The 21,308-nt window shown below is 65.1% G+C and carries 20 protein-coding genes; 14 read left to right on the forward strand and 6 right to left on the reverse strand.

Going from position 1 to position 21,308, the window contains the following annotated elements; genetic code table 11:
- Nucleotides 1-3 precede the first annotated feature (3 nt).
- The gene (locus Q4G14_RS08250) at nucleotides 4-189 is read right to left on the reverse strand and encodes a hypothetical protein (protein WP_303361257.1); all 186 of its coding nucleotides are present in this window, start codon (nucleotides 187-189) and stop codon (nucleotides 4-6) included.
- A gap of 20 nt (nucleotides 190-209) precedes the next feature.
- The gene (locus tag Q4G14_RS08255) at nucleotides 210-710 is read right to left on the reverse strand and encodes an Lrp/AsnC family transcriptional regulator (protein WP_303361258.1); all 501 of its coding nucleotides are present in this window, start codon (nucleotides 708-710) and stop codon (nucleotides 210-212) included.
- 137 nt (nucleotides 711-847) lie between these two features.
- Here Q4G14_RS08255 and trxB point away from each other — a divergent pair, with 137 nt between their 5' ends.
- The 7 genes from trxB to pgi all read left to right on the forward strand — a co-directional run bounded on the left by trxB (nucleotide 848) and on the right by pgi (nucleotide 10,921).
- Nucleotides 848-1,798, forward strand: coding sequence for a thioredoxin-disulfide reductase (gene trxB / locus Q4G14_RS08260; protein ID WP_303361259.1), 951 nt, complete (start codon nucleotides 848-850; stop codon nucleotides 1,796-1,798).
- Nucleotides 1,799-1,898: 100 nt separating this feature from the next.
- A complete protein-coding gene (locus Q4G14_RS08265) occupies nucleotides 1,899-5,333 on the forward strand; it encodes a pyruvate carboxylase (RefSeq protein ID WP_303361260.1) in 3,435 nt (1,144 codons plus the stop codon).
- Nucleotides 5,334-5,423: 90 nt separating this feature from the next.
- Nucleotides 5,424-6,620, forward strand: a complete 1,197-nt coding sequence (locus Q4G14_RS08270) for an RSP_2647 family RNA methyltransferase (RefSeq protein WP_303361261.1) — start codon at nucleotides 5,424-5,426, stop codon at nucleotides 6,618-6,620.
- Nucleotides 6,617-7,138, forward strand: coding sequence for an RSP_2648 family PIN domain-containing protein (locus tag Q4G14_RS08275; RefSeq protein ID WP_303361262.1), 522 nt, complete (start codon nucleotides 6,617-6,619; stop codon nucleotides 7,136-7,138). The genes Q4G14_RS08270 and Q4G14_RS08275 overlap by 4 nt, the downstream gene beginning before the upstream one ends.
- Nucleotides 7,139-7,198: 60 nt before the next feature.
- A complete protein-coding gene (gene zwf, locus Q4G14_RS08280) occupies nucleotides 7,199-8,647 on the forward strand; it encodes a glucose-6-phosphate dehydrogenase (RefSeq protein WP_303361263.1) in 1,449 nt (482 codons plus the stop codon).
- Nucleotides 8,648-8,651: 4 nt separating this feature from the next.
- Nucleotides 8,652-9,323: a 6-phosphogluconolactonase gene (pgl, locus tag Q4G14_RS08285; RefSeq protein ID WP_303361264.1), complete on the forward strand. Its 672-nt coding sequence runs from the start codon at nucleotides 8,652-8,654 to the stop codon at nucleotides 9,321-9,323.
- Nucleotides 9,323-10,921 carry a glucose-6-phosphate isomerase gene (pgi, locus tag Q4G14_RS08290; protein ID WP_303361280.1) on the forward strand — a complete coding sequence of 533 codons (1,599 nt, stop codon included), beginning with the start codon at nucleotides 9,323-9,325 and terminating at the stop codon, nucleotides 10,919-10,921. The genes pgl and pgi overlap by 1 nt, the downstream gene beginning before the upstream one ends.
- Nucleotides 10,922-10,970: 49 nt before the next feature.
- Here the strand turns inward: pgi and Q4G14_RS08295 are convergent, their stop codons facing one another.
- Nucleotides 10,971-11,984 (reverse strand): alkane 1-monooxygenase, encoded by a 1,014-nt coding sequence (locus tag Q4G14_RS08295; protein ID WP_303361265.1) that lies wholly within the window; start codon nucleotides 11,982-11,984, stop codon nucleotides 10,971-10,973.
- 135 nt (nucleotides 11,985-12,119) lie between these two features.
- Between Q4G14_RS08295 and ftsY the strand changes: the two genes are divergently transcribed.
- The 3 genes from ftsY to Q4G14_RS08310 all read left to right on the forward strand — a co-directional run bounded on the left by ftsY (nucleotide 12,120) and on the right by Q4G14_RS08310 (nucleotide 14,925).
- Nucleotides 12,120-13,133 (forward strand): signal recognition particle-docking protein FtsY, encoded by a 1,014-nt coding sequence (ftsY, locus tag Q4G14_RS08300; protein WP_303361266.1) that lies wholly within the window; start codon nucleotides 12,120-12,122, stop codon nucleotides 13,131-13,133.
- Entirely contained in the window at nucleotides 13,130-14,152 is a 1,023-nt protein-coding gene (locus tag Q4G14_RS08305; RefSeq protein ID WP_303361267.1) for a TraB/GumN family protein, read from the forward strand. Before ftsY ends, Q4G14_RS08305 begins: the two co-directional genes overlap by 4 nt.
- Nucleotides 14,153-14,283: 131 nt before the next feature.
- Nucleotides 14,284-14,925, forward strand: coding sequence for a DUF1345 domain-containing protein (locus Q4G14_RS08310; protein ID WP_303361268.1), 642 nt, complete (start codon nucleotides 14,284-14,286; stop codon nucleotides 14,923-14,925).
- Between the two features lie 16 nt (nucleotides 14,926-14,941).
- On the opposite strand, the gene Q4G14_RS08315 is transcribed toward Q4G14_RS08310, so the two are convergent.
- Entirely contained in the window at nucleotides 14,942-15,550 is a 609-nt protein-coding gene (locus tag Q4G14_RS08315) for a thiamine phosphate synthase (RefSeq protein WP_303361281.1), read from the reverse strand.
- Nucleotides 15,551-15,843: 293 nt separating this feature from the next.
- Between Q4G14_RS08315 and Q4G14_RS08320 the strand changes: the two genes are divergently transcribed.
- Both Q4G14_RS08320 and Q4G14_RS08325 read left to right on the forward strand, forming a co-directional pair.
- Nucleotides 15,844-16,617, forward strand: coding sequence for an SPFH domain-containing protein (locus Q4G14_RS08320; protein WP_303361269.1), 774 nt, complete (start codon nucleotides 15,844-15,846; stop codon nucleotides 16,615-16,617).
- 27 nt (nucleotides 16,618-16,644) lie between these two features.
- Nucleotides 16,645-17,370, forward strand: a complete 726-nt coding sequence (locus Q4G14_RS08325) for an RNA methyltransferase (RefSeq protein WP_303361270.1) — start codon at nucleotides 16,645-16,647, stop codon at nucleotides 17,368-17,370.
- Here Q4G14_RS08325 and Q4G14_RS08330 read toward each other — a convergent pair.
- Nucleotides 17,367-17,681, reverse strand: a complete 315-nt coding sequence (locus Q4G14_RS08330; RefSeq protein WP_303361271.1) for a multidrug efflux SMR transporter — start codon at nucleotides 17,679-17,681, stop codon at nucleotides 17,367-17,369. The two genes, Q4G14_RS08325 and Q4G14_RS08330, sit on opposite strands and share 4 nt — an antisense overlap.
- 237 nt (nucleotides 17,682-17,918) lie before the next feature.
- Between Q4G14_RS08330 and ctaA the strand changes: the two genes are divergently transcribed.
- Together ctaA and Q4G14_RS08340 are read left to right on the forward strand one after the other, a co-directional pair.
- Complete coding sequence (ctaA, locus tag Q4G14_RS08335) at nucleotides 17,919-19,058, forward strand: heme A synthase (protein ID WP_303361272.1); 1,140 nt, start codon at nucleotides 17,919-17,921, stop codon at nucleotides 19,056-19,058.
- Nucleotides 19,055-20,527, forward strand: a complete 1,473-nt coding sequence (locus Q4G14_RS08340) for a carboxypeptidase M32 (RefSeq protein WP_303361273.1) — start codon at nucleotides 19,055-19,057, stop codon at nucleotides 20,525-20,527. The genes ctaA and Q4G14_RS08340 overlap by 4 nt, the downstream gene beginning before the upstream one ends.
- 13 nt (nucleotides 20,528-20,540) lie before the next feature.
- Here Q4G14_RS08340 and Q4G14_RS08345 read toward each other — a convergent pair whose 3' ends face one another.
- Nucleotides 20,541-21,194, reverse strand: coding sequence for a LysR substrate-binding domain-containing protein (locus Q4G14_RS08345; RefSeq protein ID WP_368661343.1), 654 nt, complete (start codon nucleotides 21,192-21,194; stop codon nucleotides 20,541-20,543).
- Between the last annotated feature and the right edge of the window lie 114 nt (nucleotides 21,195-21,308).

Raw genomic sequence — 21,308 nt, forward strand, 5'->3', positions numbered from 1 at the left:
GCATCATTTCCGTTTCTTCCTCTGCGCGCCCATCCCCCACATTGCCATCCACGCCTCGACCCAGGCCTTTTGCCATTCCTGCATCATGGCCGTCTGCGTCTTGCGCATTTCAGCCATCATCTGACCACGGGCGGCGGCGGTTATCTGGTTGGCGGCTGACAGCCACATGCTCATCCATGGGTTTTTCATTGTTGGGCCTTTCGTTGTTGTTACCCCGCCTCGCGCACCCGTTCTTCGACGACTTCGAAGGGGACGCCCGGTTCGTCCTTGGCGCAGCGGATCACCAGCGAGGTCTTGACGCTGGCGACGTTGGGGGCGGCGGTCAGGTGTTCGGTCAGGAACCGCTGAAAGCTGGGCAGGTCGGGCGAGGTGCATTTCAGGATAAAGTCGATCTCGCCGTTCAGCATATGGCATTCGCGGACCAAGGGCCAACTGCGGGCCAGTGTTTCAAAGGCGGACAGGTCGCGTTCGTGCTGGCTGGCCAGCCGGACCATGGCGAAAACCTGCACTTCGAACCCCAGTTCGCGCGGGTCGATGTCGGCGTGATAGCCGCGGATATGGCCGGTTTCCTCAAGCGCGCGGACGCGGCGCAGGCAGGGTGGCGCGGAAATACCGACCCGGCGGGCCAGTTCGACGTTGGTCATGCGACCATCCGCCTGCAACTCGGCCAGAATTCTGCGGTCGATCTCATCCAGCCGTGTGCCTGCCATTTCTTCCTGTCCTCGCCCGAAATTCAGACGGAAACTATCCGTTTGGCCGGTCTTGCGCAATATTATTTCGCGGAATTGTGCTGCATTGCAGAACGGGGCGGCGCCCACTACCTAGGGCGAAACCAGACGAGGCGATCATGTCCAGCACACACACGCAACTTTTGATTATCGGTTCCGGCCCTGCGGGCTATACGGCGGCGGTCTATGGCGCGCGGGCGATGCTGAACCCGCTGCTGATCCAGGGGATGCAGCCCGGCGGACAGTTGACCATCACCACCGAAGTCGAAAACTGGCCCGGCGAGGTCGAGATCCAAGGCCCCGATTTGATGGTCAAGATGGAGGCGCATGCCCGCGCCATGGGGGCCGAGATCGTGACGGATCTGGTGACGGAACTGGATCTGTCGGTGCGCCCCTTCCGTGCGGTCCGCGATTCCGGCGCAGTGGTAACGGCGGATGCGGTGATTCTGGCGACGGGGGCGCAGGCCCGCTGGCTGGGTCTGTCGTCCGAGGAGAAATTCAAGGGCTTTGGCGTCAGCGCCTGCGCCACATGCGACGGCTTTTTCTATCGCGGGCGCGAGGTTCTGGTGGTTGGCGGCGGCAATACGGCGGTCGAGGAGGCGCTGTTCCTGACCAAATTCGCCAGTAAAGTGACCTTAGTGCATCGCCGCGACAGTCTGCGGGCGGAAAAGATTTTGCAACAGCGGCTGCTGAACAACCCCAAGGTGCAGGTGATCTGGGATCACGAGTTGGACGAAGTGCTGGGCGACGACAACCCGCTGGGCGTTACGGGCGCGCGGCTGCGCTCGGTCAAGGATGGCTCGGTGCAGGATGTGGCGGTGGCGGGGGTGTTCATCGCCATTGGCCACGCGCCGGCCAGCGAATTGGTCAAGGATCAGTTGGAGCTGCATAACGGCGGTTACGTCAAGGTCGAACCGGGCAGCACGCGCACTTCGATTCCCGGGGTGTTCGCGGCGGGCGATCTGACCGATCACGTCTATCGGCAGGCCGTGACCAGCGCGGGCATGGGCTGCATGGCGGCGCTGGATGCGGAACATTGGCTGGCCGAACAGGCGGTTGTCGCGGGTTGACGCCGGGCAGGGGGCGCGGCTGTGCCCCCGACCATCCGCTTGCTTGCGCTGCGCCGCCGCATCGTTAGGATCGCGCCACCCGACCTGACAAGAGGCGCGCATGTTCAAGAAAATCCTGATTGCCAACCGCGGCGAAATTGCGATCCGCGTGATGCGGGCGGCGAACGAACTGGGCAAACGGACGGTCGCCGTCTATGCCGAGGAAGACAAGCTGTCGCTGCACCGCTTCAAGGCCGACGAAGCGTATCGCATCGGCGAAGGGCTTGGCCCCGTCGCGGCCTATCTGTCGATCCCCGAGATCATTCGGGTGGCCAGGGAATGCGGCGCGGATGCGATCCATCCCGGCTATGGTCTTTTGTCGGAAAACCCTGATTTTGTAGATGCTTGCGCGGCGGCGGGGATCGCCTTTATCGGGCCGCGTGCCGATACGATGCGCGCGCTGGGCGACAAGGCGTCGGCGCGGCAGGTGGCGATCAAGGCGGGCGTGCCGGTCATCCCCGCGACCGATGTTCTGGGCGACGATTGGGACGCGATCCGGGCCGAGGCTGCGGACATCGGCTATCCTCTGATGCTGAAGGCCAGTTGGGGCGGCGGTGGGCGCGGGATGCGGCCGGTGCTGTCGCCTGACGAGTTGGAAGCCAAGGTGCGCGAGGGGCGGCGCGAGGCCGAGGCCGCTTTTGGCAACGGCGAAGGCTATCTGGAAAAGATGATCCAGCGCGCCCGCCATGTCGAGGTGCAGTTGCTGGGCGACACGCATGGCGGCCTTTACCACCTGTATGAACGCGATTGCACGGTGCAGCGCCGCAATCAAAAGGTGGTCGAGCGCGCGCCCGCGCCCTATCTGTCCGAGGCGCAGCGGGCCGAAGTGTGCGAACTGGCGCTGAAAATTGGTCGCGCGGTCGGGTATCAGAACGCCGGCACGGTCGAATTCCTGATGGATATGGATTCGGGCGCATTTTATTTTATCGAGGTAAACCCGCGCGTTCAGGTGGAACATACCGTTACCGAGCAAGTCACCGGAATTGATATTGTTCAGGCGCAGATCAAGATTGCCGAAGGCGCGACTCTGGCCGAGGCGACGGGAATGGGCGCGCAGGGTGCAATCACCCTGTCGGGCCATGCGCTGCAATGCCGGGTGACGACTGAAGACCCGCAGAATAACTTTATCCCCGATTATGGCCGGATCACAGCCTATCGCACGGCGACCGGCATGGGTATTCGTCTGGACGGCGGAACGGCCTATGCGGGTGGGGTTATCACGCGGTTTTATGACAGCTTGCTGGTCAAGGTTACGGCTTGGGCGCAAACCCCGGATCAGGCGATCAAGCGTATGGACCGGGCGTTGCGCGAATTTCGTGTTCGCGGGGTTTCGACCAATATCGACTTTGTGATTAACCTGCTGAAACATCCGGTGTTTCTGGCCGATGAATATACCACAAAGTTCATTGATACCACGCCCGATCTTTTCACCTTCCGCAAGCGGCGCGACCGGGCGACCAAGATTTTGACCTATATCGCGGATATTTCGGTCAACGGGCATCCCGAAACCGCAGGCCGCCCCGCGCCGCCTGCCGAGGTGCGCCCGCCCGTGCCGCCCGCGCCCAAGGCCGATCCTGCGCCCGGAACCCGGCAATTGCTAGAGGAAAAAGGCGCGCAGGCGGTGGCCGACTGGATGGCGGCGCAGAAACGTCTGCTGATAACCGACACGACGATGCGTGATGGCCATCAGTCGCTGTTGGCGACGCGGATGCGTTCGATCGACATGATCCGGGTTGCGCCGTCTTATGCCGCAAATTTGCCGGAACTGTTCAGCGTGGAATGCTGGGGCGGGGCGACATTTGACGTGGCCTATCGCTTTTTGCAGGAATGCCCGTGGCAGCGACTGCGTGATATTCGGACAGCGATGCCCAATCTGATGACGCAGATGTTGCTGCGCGCGTCCAATGGGGTGGGTTATACGAACTATCCTGATAATGTCGTGCAGTCCTTTGTGAAACAGGCGGCGGAAACGGGCATTGACGTGTTCCGCGTGTTCGACAGCCTGAATTGGGTTGAAAACATGCGTGTCGCCATGGATGCAGTGATTGACAGCGGCAAGGTGTGCGAGGCGTCGATCTGTTATACCGGCGATATTCTGAACCCGGATCGGGCGAAATATGATCTGAAATATTATGTCGCCATGGGGCGTCAGTTGCGCGATGCCGGTGCGCATGTTCTGGGCCTGAAAGATATGGCCGGGCTTTTGAAACCCACCGCCGCCGGTGCGCTGATCCGCGCCCTGAAAGATGAGGTCGGCCTGCCGATCCATTTCCACACCCATGACACCAGCGGCATGGGCGGGGCCTCGATTCTGGCGGCGGCCGAGGCGGGCGTGGATGCGGTCGATTGCGCCATGGATGCGCTGTCGGGCAATACCAGCCAGCCGACGCTGGGTTCGGTGGTCGAGGCGCTGGCGCGCACCGACCGCGACACCGGGCTGGACATTGGCGCGATTCGGGCGATTTCCAACTATTGGGAACGTGTGCGCGAAGGGTATGCCGCCTTTGAATCCGGCCTTCAGGCCCCCGCCTCCGAGGTTTACCTGCACGAGATGCCGGGCGGGCAGTTTACCAACCTCAAGGCGCAGGCGCGCAGCATGGGGCTGGAGGATCGCTGGCACGAGGTGGCGCAGACCTATGCCGATGTGAACCGCATGTTCGGCGACATCGTTAAGGTCACGCCCTCGTCCAAGGTGGTGGGCGATATGGCCTTGATGATGGTCGCGCAGGGGCTGACGCCCGCCGATGTGCTGGACCCCGCGCGCGAGGTTTCTTTCCCCGACAGTGTGGTTGACATGATGCGCGGCAATCTGGGGCAGCCCCCCGGCGGCTGGCCCGAGGCATTGCAGCGCAAGGTTCTGAAGGGCGAGGCGCCGATCACCGACCGCCCCGGCGCGCATCTGCCGCCCGTCGATCTTGAGGAAACCCGCGCCCGTGTCAGCGCCGAACTGGAAGGCCGTGCCCTCGATGACGAGGATCTGAACGGCTATCTGATGTATCCCAAGGTTTTCCTTGATTACATGGGCCGCCATCGCCTTTACGGCCCGGTGCGCACCTTGCCGACGCGGACCTTTTTCTATGGGATGCAGCCGGGTGACGAGATCAGCGCCGAGATCGACCCCGGCAAGACCCTGGAAATCCGCCTGCAAACGCTGGGCGAAACGGATGAAAACGGCGAGGTCAAGGTTTTCTTCGAGTTGAACGGCCAGCCGCGTGTGGTGCGGGTGCCGGATCGTTCCGCCACCGCTGCGGCGGCCGCGCGGCCCAAGGCGGATGCGGCGAACCCCGGCCATATCGGCGCGCCGATGCCGGGGGTGGTCGCCTCGGTCGCGGCAAGCGCCGGGGCCAAAGTGGCGCAGGGCGATCTGCTGTTGACCATCGAGGCGATGAAGATGGAAACCGGCATTCACGCGGATCGCGCCGGCACGGTGAAGGCGGTTCATGTGGCCGCCGGGCAGCAGATCGACGCCAAGGATCTGTTGGTGGAAATCGAATGAGCGAGTCACCGGGGGGCTTCGCGCCCCCCGGACCCCCTGCGGGATATTTGGAAACGAAAGACGGGGCGGGTTGCCCTGATATGGTGACGGATGACTGATCTGCCGGTGGTGCGTTTGCGCCCGAAATCGAAGCCTCAGGCCATTCGCCACGGGTTTCCCTGGGTTTATGCCGATGAGCTGGTGCTGGACCGCCGGTCGCGTGCGATTGCGCCGGGGGCCTTTGCCGTGCTGGAGGACGCCGAGAGGGTGCCGCTGGCCTTGGTGACGGTCAACCCCGCGTCCAGGATTGTGGCGCGGGTGATGGATACTGATCCGGCGGCGGCGGTGGATGATGCGTGGCTGCGGGCGCGGCTGGCGCGGGCCTTGGTGATGCGGGAACGGTTGTATGATGCGCCGTTCTATCGGCTGGTTCATGCCGAGGCGGATGGCTTGCCCGGTCTGGTCATCGACCGTTTCGGCGATGTTGCGGTGATGCAGCCGAATGCCGCCTGGGCCGACCGCATGGCCGGGGATATTGCCGCCGCGCTGGTCGGGGTGACGGGCGTGCGCACGGTGATCCTGAACGGGCAGGGGCGCGCCCGTGGGCTGGAGGGGCTGGATGAGCGGACCGAGGTTCTGATCGGCACGGCCCCCGATGCGCCGGTTCAGGTGCCGATGAACGGGGCGATTTATCTGGCCGATCTGCTGGGCGGGCAAAAGACCGGGTTGTTTTATGACCAGCGGCCCAACCATGCCTTTGCGCAGCGGTTGGTTGGCGGGGCGCGGGTGCTGGATGTGTTTTCGCATGTCGGCGGCTTTGGTCTGGCGGCGCTGGCTGCCGGGGCGGCTCATGCGACCTGTGTCGATGGCAGCGCCCCCGCGTTAGAGCTGGCGCAGGCTGGGGCGCAGGCGATGGGGGCGGCGGATCGGCTGACCGTGCAGCGCAGCGATGCCTTTTCCGCGCTGATCGCCTTGCGCGATGCGGGGCAGCAGTTCGATGTCGTCATCTGCGATCCGCCCGCCTTTGCCCCCGCCAAGCCCGCGCTGGAGGCCGGGCTGCGCGCGTATGAGAGGGTTGCCTTGCTGGCTGCGCCGCTGGTGGCGCCGGGGGGCTATCTGGGTCTGTGTTCGTGCAGCCATGCCGCTGATCTGGCCTCGTTCCGCAATGTCAGTGCGCGGGGGATCGGGCGCGCCGGGCGGCGGGCGCAGTTGATCCACAGCGGGCAGGCCGGGCCGGATCATCCGGTTTTGCCGCAACTGGCCGAATCGGGTTATCTGAAGGCGCTGTTCTTTCGGCTGGACGGATGAGGGCGGTTCTGGATGCCTGCGTTCTTTACCCGACGGTGCTGCGGGAAATCCTGACCGACCCGGCGCTGGTGGCGCATTACGCGCCGGTCTGGACGCCGCGCCTGCGGGATGAGTGGCTGCGCGCCGCCGACCGGCACGGCATTCGCGCCGCAGCAGGGGCCGAGGCGGCGCTGCTGGCTGACCGTATCCCGCCTGCGGCTGATGCGCGCGCCATTCCGGCGGTCGATCTGCCCGATGCTGCCGATCTGCATGTGCTGGCTGCGGCGATTGATGCCGATGCGGCGCTGATCGTGACCCTGAACCTGCGCGATTTTCCGCAGCGGGTGCTGGCGCCGCTGGGCGTTCGGGCGCTGCATCCCGATGCGTTTTTGCTGGATCTGCACCGCGATCATCCCGCCGCCGTGGTGCAGGCTGTGCGGGCCGTCCATGATCGGGCCGTGCGGCTGGGGGGCGATCTGCCGCTGCGCGCCTTGCTGAAACGCTCGGGGTTGCCGCGTCTGGCCAAGGCGCTCGCTTGATGGTGGTTGCCGTTATCGCTAACCATCGTTAAGCGAATGAGGCGCAAAGAGGAGTCAGCCATGGTTTCGCGTGTCATCCCGGTCGAGGATTTCGATCTGGTCATTTTCGGCGCCACCGGAGATCTGGCGCATCGCAAGATTTTACCGGGCCTTTATCGTCGCTTTGTTGCCGGGCAGATTCCCGAAACCGCGCAGATCATCGGTGCGGCGCGCACGCGGCAGGACGATGCTGCATTCCGCGAACAGGTGCGCGGGGCAGTGGTTGAATTTGGCGATGTGGCAGCGGACGAACCGCAACTCGGGTCGTTTCTGGCGCTGATCGGTTATGTGCCGATTGATGCCACCGGCGAGGGCGGCTGGTCCGAACTGAAATCGCGGATGCGGCCGGGCGCGGTTCATGCGTTCTATTTCTCGGTCGCGCCGTCGCTGTTTGGCGATATTGCGCAGCGTCTGGCCGGGCATGGCATTGCCGATGAAAACAGCCGGATCGTGGTGGAAAAACCGTTTGGCCGCGATCTGGAATCGGCGCGGGCGCTGAACGCCACGCTGGCGCTTCATTTCAGCGAAGAGCAGATTTACCGGATCGACCATTATCTGGGCAAGGAAACCGTGCAGAACCTGATGGCCGTCCGGTTCGCCAATATCCTGTTCGAACCGCTGTGGAAGGCGGAATACGTCGATCATGTGCAGATCACCGTTGCCGAAACCGTGGGCGTGGCCGGGCGCGGCAGCTATTATGACAAATCCGGTGCGATCCGCGATATGGTGCAGAACCATATGATGCAACTGCTGTGCCTGATCGCGATGGAGCCGCCCTATCATTTCGATCCCAACGCCGTGCGCGATGAAAAGCTGAAGGTGATCCGGGCGCTGGAACCCGTTGGCCCGGATGACATCGTGCGCGGGCAATATCAGGCCAATGGCGACGGCGCATCTTATGTCGAGGATGCCGAAAACCCCGATTCCCGCACCGAAAGCTATGTCGCGATGAAGGTGCGCATCGCCAACTGGCGCTGGCAGGGCACGCCATTTTATCTGCGCACCGGCAAAAAGCTGCGTGCCCGCACCAGCGAGATTGCCATCACCTTCAAAGAGCCGCCGCACTCGATCTTTGACGAAGGGGTGCCCAAGGCGGACCAGCTTGTCATCCGCCTGCAACCGAACGAGGGTATGAATCTGAAGGTAATGATTAAAGAGCCGGGGCCGGGCGGAATGCGTCTGGTTCAGGTGCCGCTGGACATGACCTTTGCCGAGGCGCTGGGCGCGGATGGGGCGGATGTGCCCGACGCCTATGAACGGCTGATTATGGACGTGATCCGCGGCAACCAGACTCTGTTCATGCGCGGCGACGAGGTCGAGGCCGCATGGGCCTGGACCGACCCGATCATTCAGGCATGGGACGCAGGTCAGGCCCGGCCCGAGCCTTATGACGCCGGATCGTCCGGCCCGGAAGAGGCGCTGCGGCTGCTGCATCGCGATAACCGCCGCTGGCGCGAAATAAGGGCGTAAGTCTATGGAACTGATCGAATATCCCGACCGTGATTTTCTGGTCCTGTCGCTGGCGCAGGCGATTGCCGGGCAGTTGGCCCAGCATCTGCGCACGGCGGAACGCGCCTCGCTGAGCGTTCCCGGCGGAACCACGCCCGCGCCGGTGTTCGACACGCTGTCCGGCTCGGATCTGGATTGGGGGCGGGTCAGTGTCATTCTGGGCGATGAACGCTGGGTTGACGGCGAACATCCCCGGTCGAACGCCCGGCTGCTGCGCCGTCATCTGCTGAAGGACAAGGCGGCGGTGGCGAACCACATCCCGCTTTATACCGGCGATGCCGACCCTGAAACGGCGGCGGATGCGGTGGCGGCGCAGATCGCGCCGCATCTGCCGCTGACGGTGGCCTTGCTGGGCATGGGGCATGATATGCACACCGCCAGCCTGTTCCCCGATGCGCCGATGCTGGCGCAGGCGCTGGCCTCGGACGCGCCGCCGGTGATGGCGATCCGCGCCGACAGCGCGGGCGAGCCGCGCATCACCCTGACCGCTCCGGTCCTGCGCGGGGCCTTGGCGATCCACCTGATGATCTTTGGCCCGGAAAAGCGCGAGGTGCTGGACAAGGCGCTGACCCTGCCGCCCGAACAGGCGCCGATCCGCGCCTTTCTTGACAACGCAACCGTGCATTGGGCTGAATGATGACCACGATCTGGAACCGCCTTGCCGATTACCGCGCCGCGCAGGGCGATCTGCGCATCGACGCGCTGTTCGATGACCCGACCCGCGCGGATGCGTTCTGCATTCAGGCCGACGGGCTGGCCTTTGACTATTCCAAGACGCTGATCGACGCGGGGGCGCGCGATCTGCTGGTTGCGCTGGCCGATTCCGCCGGGCTGGCCGCGCGGCGGCAGGCGATGTTCACCGGCGCCCGCATCAACGAGACCGAGGGCCGCGCCGTTCTGCACACCGCCATGCGCAACCCCGATACGCCGGTGCAGGTCGATGGCGTGGATGTGTCGGCGGGCATCCGCGACACGCTGGCCCGGATGCGCGCCTTTGCCGATGCGGTGCGCAGCGGGGCGATTGCGGGGCAGGGCGGGACCTATACCGATGTGGTGAACATCGGCATCGGCGGCTCGGACCTTGGGCCGGCGATGGCCGCGAGGGCGCTGTTGCCCTTTGCCGATGGGCCAAGGCTGCATTTCGTGTCCAACGTCGATGGTGCCGATATTGCCGATACGCTGGCCGGGCTGGACCCGGCGCGGACGCTGGTGATCGTCGCCTCGAAAACCTTTACCACCATCGAGACGATGACCAACGCCGCCACCGCCCGCGACTGGATGGCAGCCGCGGTCGCCGACCCTGCGGCGCAATTCGCCGCCGTATCCACCGCGCTGGACAAGACCGGAGCGTTCGGCATCCCGGCGGACCGGGTGTTCGGTTTCGAAGATTGGGTCGGCGGGCGCTACTCCGTCTGGTCGCCCATCGGGCTGTCGCTGATGATCGGCATCGGTCCCGATGATTTCGACCGCTTTCTGGCGGGCGGCGCGGCGATGGACGCGCATTTCCGCAGCGCCCCGCTGGCGCAGAACATGCCGGTGATGCTGGCGCTGACCGGCATCTGGCACAACCAGATCTGCGGCTGGCCCACCCGCACCGTGCTGCCCTATGACCAGCGTCTGGCGCGCCTGCCCGCCTATCTGCAACAGCTCGAAATGGAATCGAACGGCAAGCGGGTGGCGATGGACGGATCAGACCTGCCGCGCCCCTCTGGCCCGGTGGTCTGGGGCGAGCCGGGGACAAACGGCCAGCATGCGTTCTATCAACTGATCCATCAGGGCACTCAGGTCGTGCCGTGCGAGTTCATTCTTGCCGCGCGCGGGCACGAGGGGCACCTGAGCCACCATCACCGCCTGCTGATGGCGAACTGTCTGGCGCAGGCGGCGGCGCTGATGACCGGCCGCACGCTGGATCAGGCCCGCGCGATGATGCAAAAGGCCGGGCTGACCGGGGACGAGCTGGAACGGCAGGCCCGCCACCGCGTCTTTCCGGGCAACCGGCCCTCGACCCTGCTGCTGATCCCGCAGCTTGATCCCTTCACACTGGGCCAGATCATCGCGCTTTATGAACACCGCGTGTTCGTCGAGGGGGTGATTCTGGGCATCAACAGCTTTGACCAGTGGGGGGTAGAGCTGGGCAAGGAGCTGGCCAAGCAACTGGAACCCTTGCTTGAGGGCAAACCGGGGCAGGCCGACCCTTCGACCCGGCATCTGATTGATCTGATCCGCAGTGCATAAGGCGGCGCGGTTTCGCCCAAAGGTGCGTATTTGGGCAAACAGGAAGCGGTCAGGGTTGGTTCATCCGCGCCACGCGGCGGTCCATGATCCGGCGCCACAAGGGCGGGATCAGCGCGATGGCCGCCATCACGGCGATCGGATAGGGCAGCAGCGGGCGGTTGTCGGGGATGCGCAGCGCCGGGTAAGGGCGCAGCGGGTTCATGTGGTGATCGGCATGGCGCGGCGCGTTCACCAGCATCAGCGAGGATACGGGATGCGGGCTGTCCCATGAATGGCGCGGGCCGACGGGTTCGGCGCGTCCATCGGGGGCAATGCGGCGGCGCAAGCCATAGTGCTGGACGTAATCCGACAGCAGGATCTGCATCTGCGCGTAAAGGCTCAGCCCCAGATAATCGGCCAGCCCGTGCGGCCCGGTCAGCGTGGCCACCGCGATCATGCAGGCCAGCCCGCCGCCCACCCACCACAGATAAGGGTTCGCCCGGCCCGCGCGTCGCGCCGACAGTGCCTGTTCCGCCGTCAGCCCGGCGCGGAACGACCCGACCCACGCGCGCAGGGCAAAGCGCCAGAAGCCCTCACCCGTCCGCGCCGAATTCGGATCAGCGCCGGTGGCGACATGGACATGATGCACCAGCCGATGCGCCGAAACATGATGCCCGAACAACATGCTGACATAAACCGCAGCCCCCAGCCGAAACAGGCCGCGCGCGCCGCGATGGATCAGTTCGTGCCCGACGGCATGGCCGACCTGCCCGGCATACATCCCCGCGGCCAGAAACAGTGCCACCCGTTGCGGCCAGCCCAGATCGCCGCCCGACAACCGCAGCACCGCCACTGCCAGCACCGCCAGATGACACAGCGCCAGCACAACCAGCCCCGCATCTGCCCGGTGGTCCACACCGTCCCCCTGCCCAAAGCCGCGCGCCAGCAGCGTATCTGCCGCAGGCCCGGCCACTGCCAGCAGGATCAGGGCCGCCCAGACCCAGCCCGACAGGATCAGCACCGCAGGCAGCGCGCCCACAACAACAAAGGCCGCAACCGGCGGGACATATCGCATCTGTTTCATGGCGCTACCCTAGCGCACCTGCTGCAAACCGCCAGCCGCTTCCTGTTTGCCCAAATACGCATCTTTGGGCGGGACGCCGCTCTTTTCCTTTGACCGCGCAACCGTTACCCTCTGCGCGAACAAAAGGATCGCTGCATGTCGTTTTTCTCGAAACTGCGCGAGCGGCTGACCCGCTCATCCACCAAGATCGGGCAGGGGCTGGATGATCTGGTGGCCGAGGATACCCCCCCGCAAACCCCGCCTGCGCCGACACCTGAACCCGCGCAGCAGCCCGGCCTGATCGGTCGGCTGTTCGGTGCCGCCTCAGCGGACGAACCGCGCCGCGCCCTTGATGATGCCATGCTTGAGGATCTGGAGGATATGCTGATCCAGTCCGACATCGGCGTGGATACCGCCCTGCGCGTCACCGCCAATATCGCCGAAGGCCGCATGGGTCGCCGTGTTTCGGCCACCGAACTGAAACAGCTTCTGGCGGCGGAAATCGAACGGATCATGTCGCCGGTGGCCCGCCCTCTGCCGCTGTTCCCGAAAAAGCCGCAGGTGGTGCTGGTGGTCGGCGTCAACGGCTCGGGCAAGACCACGACCATCGGCAAGCTGGCCAGCCAGTTCCGCGCTGCTGGCAAGAATGTGGTGATTGCGGCGGGCGATACCTTTCGTGCCGCCGCTGTTGAACAGCTTCAGGTCTGGGGGCAGCGCGCGAGCGTGCCGGTGATGACCGCGCCCGAAGGCAGCGACCCGGCCAGCCTTGCCTATGACGCGCTCGCTCGGGCCGAGGTCGAGGGTGCCGATCTGCTGATGATCGACACTGCGGGCCGGCTGCAAAACCGCGCCGATCTGATGGAGGAGCTGGCCAAAATCGTCCGCGTCATCCGCAAGCGCGACCCCGAGGCGCCGCATAACACCCTGCTGGTGCTGGATGCGACCACCGGGCAAAACGCCATTTCGCAGGTCGAGACCTTTCAAAAGCTGGCCGATGTGTCGGGGCTGGTGATGACCAAGCTCGACGGCACGGCGCGCGGCGGGGTCTTGGTGGCGCTGGCCGATAAATTCGGCCTGCCGATCCACGCCATCGGCGTGGGCGAGCAGATCGACGATCTGGATGCTTTTGATGCAGGCGATTTCGCCCGCGCTCTGGTGGGGTTGGAATGATGCTGAAACAGACCTTTGCTGCTGCCTCGCTGATGCTGGCTGCGACGGCGGCTGATGCGGCCACGGGCTGCGTCGGGCGCGACCTGATCGCGGAACTGCCGCAGGCCGAGCGCGACCGGATTGCGGCGGCGGTGGCCGATGTGCCCTATCATCAGGGGCTGCTGTGGCAGGCAAGCCGCGATGATGCGCAGATCACCATCGTCGGCACCTATCACTTTGCCGACCCGCGCCATCAGGCAACGATGCAGACCATCGCCCCGGCACTGTCCGATGCCGCGCTTGTTATGGTCGAGGCCGGGCCTGAGGAACAGGAGCAACTGACCAACGTGCTTGCCTTGAACCCGTCGCTGATGGTGGATGCCGATGGCCCGACGCTGCCGGAACGTCTGTCTGACGATGAATGGGATACCCTCAGCAGCGCCATGGCCGAACGGGGGATGCCCGCCATCATGACCGCCAAGCTGCGGCCGTGGTATGTGTCGCTGATGCTGGGGATCTCGCCCTGCATGATGGCCACCTTCGCCGAAAGCGGGATCAAGGGTTCGCTGGATGATCTGCTGATCCAAGAGGCCGTGTCGCACGATATTCCCATCCGTGCGCTGGAACCGTGGGACACTGTGTTCACCCTGTTCAGCGACCTGACGCCCGATCAGGAAATCGGGATGCTGCGGGTAATGTTGCCGCAGGCGGAATATGCCGATGATTACGCGGTTACGCTGTCCAACGCCTATTTCTCGGGCGATGTCTGGCAGTTGTGGGAATTCGGGCGGCTGGATGCCGAAAATCACTCGGGCCTGTCGCAAGCCGAGGTCGAGGAACAGTTCACCCTTGCCGAAGACCTGCTGATGAACCGCCGCAACCAGAACTGGATCGCTCCGTTGATCGAGGCCGCTGAAACTGCGGCTCAGGACGGCAAGGGCATCGTCGCCGGTTTCGGTGCCCTGCATCTGCCGGGTGAACAGGGGGTGCTGAACCTGCTGGCGGGGCAGGGCTGGACCATCGAAAGACTGGATGGATGAGCCTGTCGTGATTGCCCTTGCCAGGGCCGGTGTGCCCGACCCCCAAGGGCTGCATAATATGCCGCGCTGGCAATCGCTCGGCATGGGGCGACGGGCCACTGTCCCGGCCTGTCGGCAAGCGACAGCCTGAATTGCGCAGCTTCTGGCAACGACATGGGCGGTTTCTGGTGGCCTTTGCCATCGGGCTGACCGCCGCCATGCTGCTGCCGCTGTCGCAGGGCGACCGGCTGCTGATCGGGGCTGATCTGTTCTTTGCCTGCTATCTGATCCTGATGGCGATCAAGGGGCGTCACCTGACCTCTGACGACCTGCGCCGCCATGGCCAGACCGAGGATGAAGGGATCGCCTTTATCCTGACCCTTGCCGTGATCGGGGTGGGCGTCGGGCTGTGGGCGGTGGTCGGCGTGCTGAACGCGCCACATGACGTTATCAGCCCGGTGCGCGCGGCGCTGGCCGTGGCCTCGGTGCCGCTGGGGTGGGCGACAATCCACACGGTCATGGCCTTTCACTATGCCCGGATGCATTATCAGCAGGGATGTGCGCCGGGGCTGAACTTTCCCGCAAGCCCTGCCGCTGGGCAGGCGTCACACCCCGGTGTGCGCGATTTCATCTATTTCAGCTTTACCATCGGCATGGCCGTGCAAACCGCCGATGTCGCCATCTGCCGCAGCGATATTCGCCGCACGGTAACGCTGCATGGCGCGCTGTCGTTTTTTTATAATACTGTCATTCTGGCGCTGGCCGTTAACGCGGCTGTCACGCTGGGCGGTTGAGCGTCGGGCGGCAGGCTCAGCCCCAAAGGTCCGACAGTGCCTTGGCCGGGTCATCCGCCGACCAGATTTCAGTGCCGATGGCCAGAAAATCGCAGACCGGAGACAGGTTTGTGACCAGATCGCGGTTCAGCGCGCCTTCGGCGACCACGGGCAGTTCGATCATTTCCGACCACCAGGCGAACAGATCCTGCGGGGCAGGGGTGCCGCGCCCAAGCGCGGTGTCCCCCACCGGCCCGAACGAGACGTAATCTGCCCCCGCCTCGCCCGCAGCTATGCCGTCATGGCGCGAGGCCCCGCAAAAGGCCCCGACGATGGCATCTGCCCCCAATTCCTTGCGCGCCGCCCGGATTCCGCGTGCGCCATCGGTCAGATGCACCCCGTCCAGCCCGTGCCGCTGCGCCAGCAGAATGTGATCCTCGATCACCACGGCGATGTCGCGGGCATGGGCGATTTCGCGCACCAGATCGGCGATGCGGCCCAATTCGGCCTCGTCCCCTGCGCCGGGGATGCGGATGCAGGCGACCGGCGCGGTGTCCAGCACGGCGGACAGCCGACCGGCCAGATCCGAGGCCGAGGCCGCAGGCGGCAAGATCAGGTAAAGCTGCGGCTGTTGGTCCATGGCCATTCCTTTCATGTTCCGCCCGCCATAACGCAGCGGCGGCTTGCATAAAAGTGTCACCATCACATTGACGGCGGAAAAGGTGGCCCTAGTGTGTTGCCGGGGTTCGACTCCCTGAAATGGGCGGGCGGGGTGTGCGCGACAGCGCCGCAGAAAACCCTGTGCGCTTTTACGGTGGTTCGTACAAACCCCGCCGCCGATGCTGGCCCTTGCGGGCAGCCATTTGCTGGCCATGCAGGCTTTGGGCCTCCGCCAGCGGGTCGCGGTGTCGGCGGCGGGTCATGCGGCAAGGGGGGGCTATGGCGCTGATTTTGACATTTGCCGTGCTGGCGGTCTTGGTGGGTGCCGCCGTTTGGTCGTATCGCCGTGCCCATGTGGTGATCGGGCCGGGCTGGCAGGGTGTGTTGTATCATAACGGCCAGTTTTTGCGCGCCCTGCCGCCGGGGCGGCACCGCATTCCCGTGACGGGCACGGTTGATCTGCGGCGCGTTTGGGGCGGTCAGGCGACGGGCCTTGCCCAACGGGTCGAGGTGATAACGCAGGATCAGTTCGCCTTTCGCCTGACGCTGATGGTGCAGGTCCGTGTCAGCGATGCGGCGCTTTTGACCCGGACGCAGAATCTTGGGGCTGAAACCTATGGCGATCAGTTGGCCAATTTCCTTGATCCTTACCTGCGCGCCGCCGCCAGCCGGGTGATTGCGGGCATGACGCTGGATGCGGCATTGGCCGGGCGCGATGCTTTGGCCGCTCAGGTTGCCGATGCGATGGGCCAGCCCGTGCCGGGGGTCGAGGTGACGGGCCTGATGCTGCTTGAGGTCACGACGCCCCCCGAAGTTCGCCGCATGTTCACCGAGGTCGAACGCACCCGGCGCGAGGGGCTGGCCGCGCTGGAACGCGCGCGGGCGGAACAGGCGTCGCTGCGCGCCCTGGCCAATGCGGCGCGGGCGCTGCAATCGAACCCGGCACTGGCGCAGTTGCGGATGATTCAGGCGGCCGAGGGGGCGCGCGGGGCCAAAACCTTTGTTCTGCACGCGCCGGGAACGGTGCCGGATGCAGGCGACCCCTTGCCCTGATCGCGGCCTCGCGCTAGGGCCGCGCGCATGAACGCCCCCATCATCATTCTTGTGCGCCCGCAGATGGGCGAAAACATCGGTGCCGCCGCGCGCGCCATGCTGAACTTTGGCCTGACCGAGATGCGGCTGGTCGCGCCCCGTGACGGCTGGCCCAATCCGCGCGCCGTCGCCATGGCCTCGGGGGCTGCGGGGCAGGTGCTGGACCGGGCGCGGGTCTATCCGACGCTGGCCGAGGCGATGGAGGGCGTCGATCTGGCCTTTGCCACCACCGCCCGCGGGCGCGAGCTGACCAAGCCCGTCCACACGCCCGAAACCGCCATGGCGCAGGTGCGCGGGCATACGGGGCAGGCGGCGGTAATCTTTGGCCCCGAACGTGCGGGTCTGGAAAACGATGACATCGTGCGGGCCAATGCCATCATTACGGTGCCGGTAAACCCCGGCTTTGCCTCGCTTAATCTGGCGCAGGCGGTGCTGTTGACGGGTTATGAATATTCGCGCGGGCTATTGCCCGATCAGCCCGCCCCGCCGGGTCGCCGCCCGCCGGGCGAGGTGCCCGCCGACCGGCTGGAGGTCGAGCGTCTTGCCGATCACTGGGAAGACCGGCTGGGCGAGGCGGGCTTTTTCTTTCCGCCCGAAAAGGCCCCCACGGCCAAGCTGACCCTGCGCAATCTGTGGTCGCGGATGCCGTTGACGCGCGGCGATGTGCAGGTGCTGCACGGCGCCTTGCGGCAATTGGTGCGCCGCCGCGATTAACCGGCGGTTTTCATCAGCACCAGCCCGGCCACGATCAGCCCCGCCGCGATCAGGCGCATCGGGCTGGCGGCCTCACCCAGGATCAGGATGCCGACGGTAAAGGCCCCGATCGCGCCGATTCCGGTCCAGATCGTGTAGGCGGTGCCCAGTGGCAGGCTGCGCATCGCCAGTGCCAGCAGGCCAAAGCTGCTTGCCATCAGGACAAAGGTCAGGATTGTGGGGCCAGGCAGGCTGAACCCTTCGGATCGTTTCATCGAAAAGGCCCAGCCGATTTCCAGCAGGCCCGCGAATACCAGATAAATCCACGCCATGACGTTTCCCCTTGCGGTTATGCCGCCGGGCCGTCCCGGACTTGAACCCCGTGATCGGGTGGGGACGTGGCCCCGTTTGGCAAGGTGCCGCCCCAAGGTGCGTATTTGGGCAAACAGGAAGCGGCTGACCCTGCGTGACTCAGGTGACGCACGGCGCGCGTCGGGTCAAGGGGGCGTTCCCCCTTGCCATCGCCGCCCGGCGCGGTCAAATTCCGCCCCGACCGAAAGGAGCCTGCCATGGCCAAGCGCCCCGTTTTTCAGGAAGTGAGTCAGGCGGCCCGCCCGACCGCCACCACCGGCATGATCGACGCCGCCCCCAAGGGCGCGCGCCGTGCGATCCGTCTTTGGCTGATCGTGCTGTTCGCGCTGGTCGCGGCGATGATTGCGTTGGGCGGGGCGACGCGGTTGACCGGATCGGGGCTGTCGATCACCGAATGGCGACCCGTGACCGGGGCCATTCCGCCGATGGATGCTGCCGCGTGGCAGGCGGAATTCGAACGCTATCAGCAGATCGACCAGTTTCATCAGGTCAACCCCGACATGGATCTGGCCGGGTTCAAGCAGATTTACTGGTGGGAATGGGCGCATCGGCAGCTTGGCCGGCTGGTCGGACTGATCTGGGCGGCGGGTTTTGCGCTGTTTCTGGCGCGGCGGCAGGTGCCGACCGGCTGGGTGCCGCGTCTGTTGGGGCTTGGTGCCTTGGGCGGGCTGCAAGGGGTGATCGGCTGGTGGATGGTGTCTTCGGGGTTGGGCGAGGGGATGGTGCGCGTCGCCAGCTATCGCCTTGCCGTGCATCTGGGGCTGGCCTTTGCCATCCTTGGCCTGATCGCCTGGTATGTGCTGGACCTGTCGCGGTCCGAAGCCGATCTGATGCGCGCTCGCCGTGCCGGAGACAGGCGGTTGTTCGGGGCGGCGACGGGGCTGATGCATCTGACATTCGTGCAAATCCTGATTGGCGCGCTGGTTGCCGGGATCGACGCCGGTCGCAGCTATACCGGCTGGCCAACCATGGGGGGCGAGTGGATTCCCGCCGCGATCTGGGACAGTGCGCTTGGCTGGCGCAACCTGTTCGAAAACCCCGCCACGGTGCAGTTCACCCATCGCATCGTCGGCTATCTGCTGGCGATCATGGCCGTGGTCGTCTGGCTGCGGGCGCGCCGGTCGCCGCATCCGGTGACGCGCGGGGCCTTTGGCGTGATGCTGGTGATGGTTGCGGTGCAGATCGGGTTGGGTATCCTGAACGTGATCCATGCCTCGCCCCTTGGCTTGGCGCTGATCCACCAGATCGGGGCGGTGGCGCTGTTCGTGCTGATCCTTCGTGCGCGGCACCATGCCCGCTATCCTTTTGAAACCTCTGTTCGGGGAACCATCCGATGAGCGCATTCGACGATCTGCTGGCCTTTCAGCGCCAGACCGAGGCTTTGGCATCCGTCGCCGGGCGGCTTGGCTGGGATCAGGAAACCGTCATGCCGCGCGGTGCCACCGAACAGCGGGCCGAGGAAATGGCCGCGATGGAATCGGTGTTGCACGAACGCCGCACCGATCCGCGCATCGGCGAATGGCTGGCGGCGGCGCAGCCGGGGACCGAGGCCGAAACCCGCATCGCCGAACTGATCGCCCGCGATTTCCACCGCAGCGCGCGGGTGCCTGCCCGGCTGGCGGCAGACATCGCGCGGCAGACATCCCTGGCGCAGGGCATCTGGGCCGAGGCGCGCGCCAATGACGCGCCGCAGGATTTTCTGCCGACGCTGGATAATATCCTGATGCTGATGCGCGAAAAGGCCGCGCATCTGGCCGATGGCGGCGATCTGTATGATGCGCTGCTGGACGATTACGAACCCGGCGCGCGCGGCGATGATATTGCCGCGCTGTTCGATGCCATGCGCCCCCGCCTTGTCGCGCTGCGCGAGGATGTGCTGGGGGCCGATGCGCAGCCTGCCGCGCTGAGCGGGCATTTCGCCCATGACACCCAGATCCGTCTGGCCCGCACCTGCGCCAGTGCCTTCGGCTATGACTGGTCGCGCGGGCGGCTGGATATTGCCGTGCATCCGTTCAGCTCGGGCGGCTGGCAGGACAGCCGCATTACTACGCGGGTGGTGGAAACCGATCCGTTCAACTGCCTGTATTCGACCATCCACGAGGTCGGCCATTCCACCTATGAACTGGGCATCGACGATGATTACGCCTTCACGCCGCTTGGCCGGGGCGTGTCGATGGGCGTTCACGAAAGCCAAAGCCGCATCTATGAAAACCAGATGGGCCGCGGGCGCGCCTTTACCGGCTGGCTGTATCAGCGGATGAGCGAAGCCTTTGGCGGGCTGAGCGTAGCCGATGCCGATGCCTTTTACGCCACCGTGAACCGCGTCACCCCCGGCTATATCCGCACCGAGGCGGATGAGGTGCAGTATAACCTGCACATCATGCTGCGCTTTGATCTGGAACGTGATCTGATCGCCGGGCGTCTGGATGTCGAGGATTTGCTCGAGGCATGGAACGCCCGTTTCCTGCGCGATTTCGGCGTGGCGGTGGATCGGCCCGCGAATGGCGTCTTGCAGGATGTTCACTGGTCGGTCGGCCTGTTTGGCTATTTCCCGACCTATGCGCTGGGGAATGTCTATGCCGGTTGTCTGAACGCCGCCATGCGCGCCGCCGTGCCAGATCTTGACGCCGCCCTTGCGCGTGGCGAAGCCGGGCCGGGCGTTGAGTGGTTGCGCGAGAATGTCCAGCGCCACGGCGGCCTGCTGCCGCCCCGCACGCTGATCGAGAACGCAACCGCCGCTGCCATCAGCCCCGAACCGCTGCCGGATTATCTGGAGGCGAAATTCGGCGAAATTTACCGGCTGTGATGGGGGGCGTTCGTTACGCTTTCCGAAGGTGAACAAGCAGGTCTTGCGCAAGGGGTGTCATCTCCCCTTGCGATTTCACGCACAGGAACAAACGGCGCATCGCCCAATCTTCTGCCAGACGGATGATCGCGATGCTGGTGGCCCTGCGGCAGCGACGTGCGGCTGTTTCCGGGATGATTCCGATGCCGACGCCGCGCCCCGCCATCATGCAGATATCCGAGAAGGTTCGCAGCGATATGCGCGGCCTGATCGGCTGACCTATACGGGCGGCCTGAGCGTTCAGATGGTCTTGCAACGCGCCGCCTGCAAGCGACAGAAACGCCTCGCCCGCAAGTTCGGCAAGGCCGACCTGCCGCGCCGATGCCAGGGCATGATCTTGCGCCGCCACAACCACAAGACGGTCGGTCGCGAAAGGGTGAAGCTCAAGGCCGGTGGTGTCGGCGGTATCTGACAAGATGCCTGTTTCGGCGAACCCTCGGGCAATGCTGCGGGCAATGTCGATGCTCTGGCGCTCTTTCAGTTCGATATCGACTTGCGGATGTGCGGCCAGCCACGGTGCCAGACGGGACGGCAGGATTTCGGTCATCGCAGCGGTGTTTGCAAGCAACCGGACCGTGCTGCGCACACCCTTGGCATATTGCCCGATTTCGCCCCGCATCCGGGCCATCTGATGCAGGATCTGACGGGCGTGATGAAGCAGCGCGCTTCCGGCCTCGGGTCGGGACCACGCCCCATACGCGCTAACTTAAGGGCTTGTGGGGTTTCTGGCGGCGTTTGCCTG

It is taken from the genome of Paracoccus sp. (in: a-proteobacteria) (assembly GCF_030538755.1).
In the GTDB taxonomy this organism is placed as follows: domain Bacteria; phylum Pseudomonadota; class Alphaproteobacteria; order Rhodobacterales; family Rhodobacteraceae; genus Paracoccus.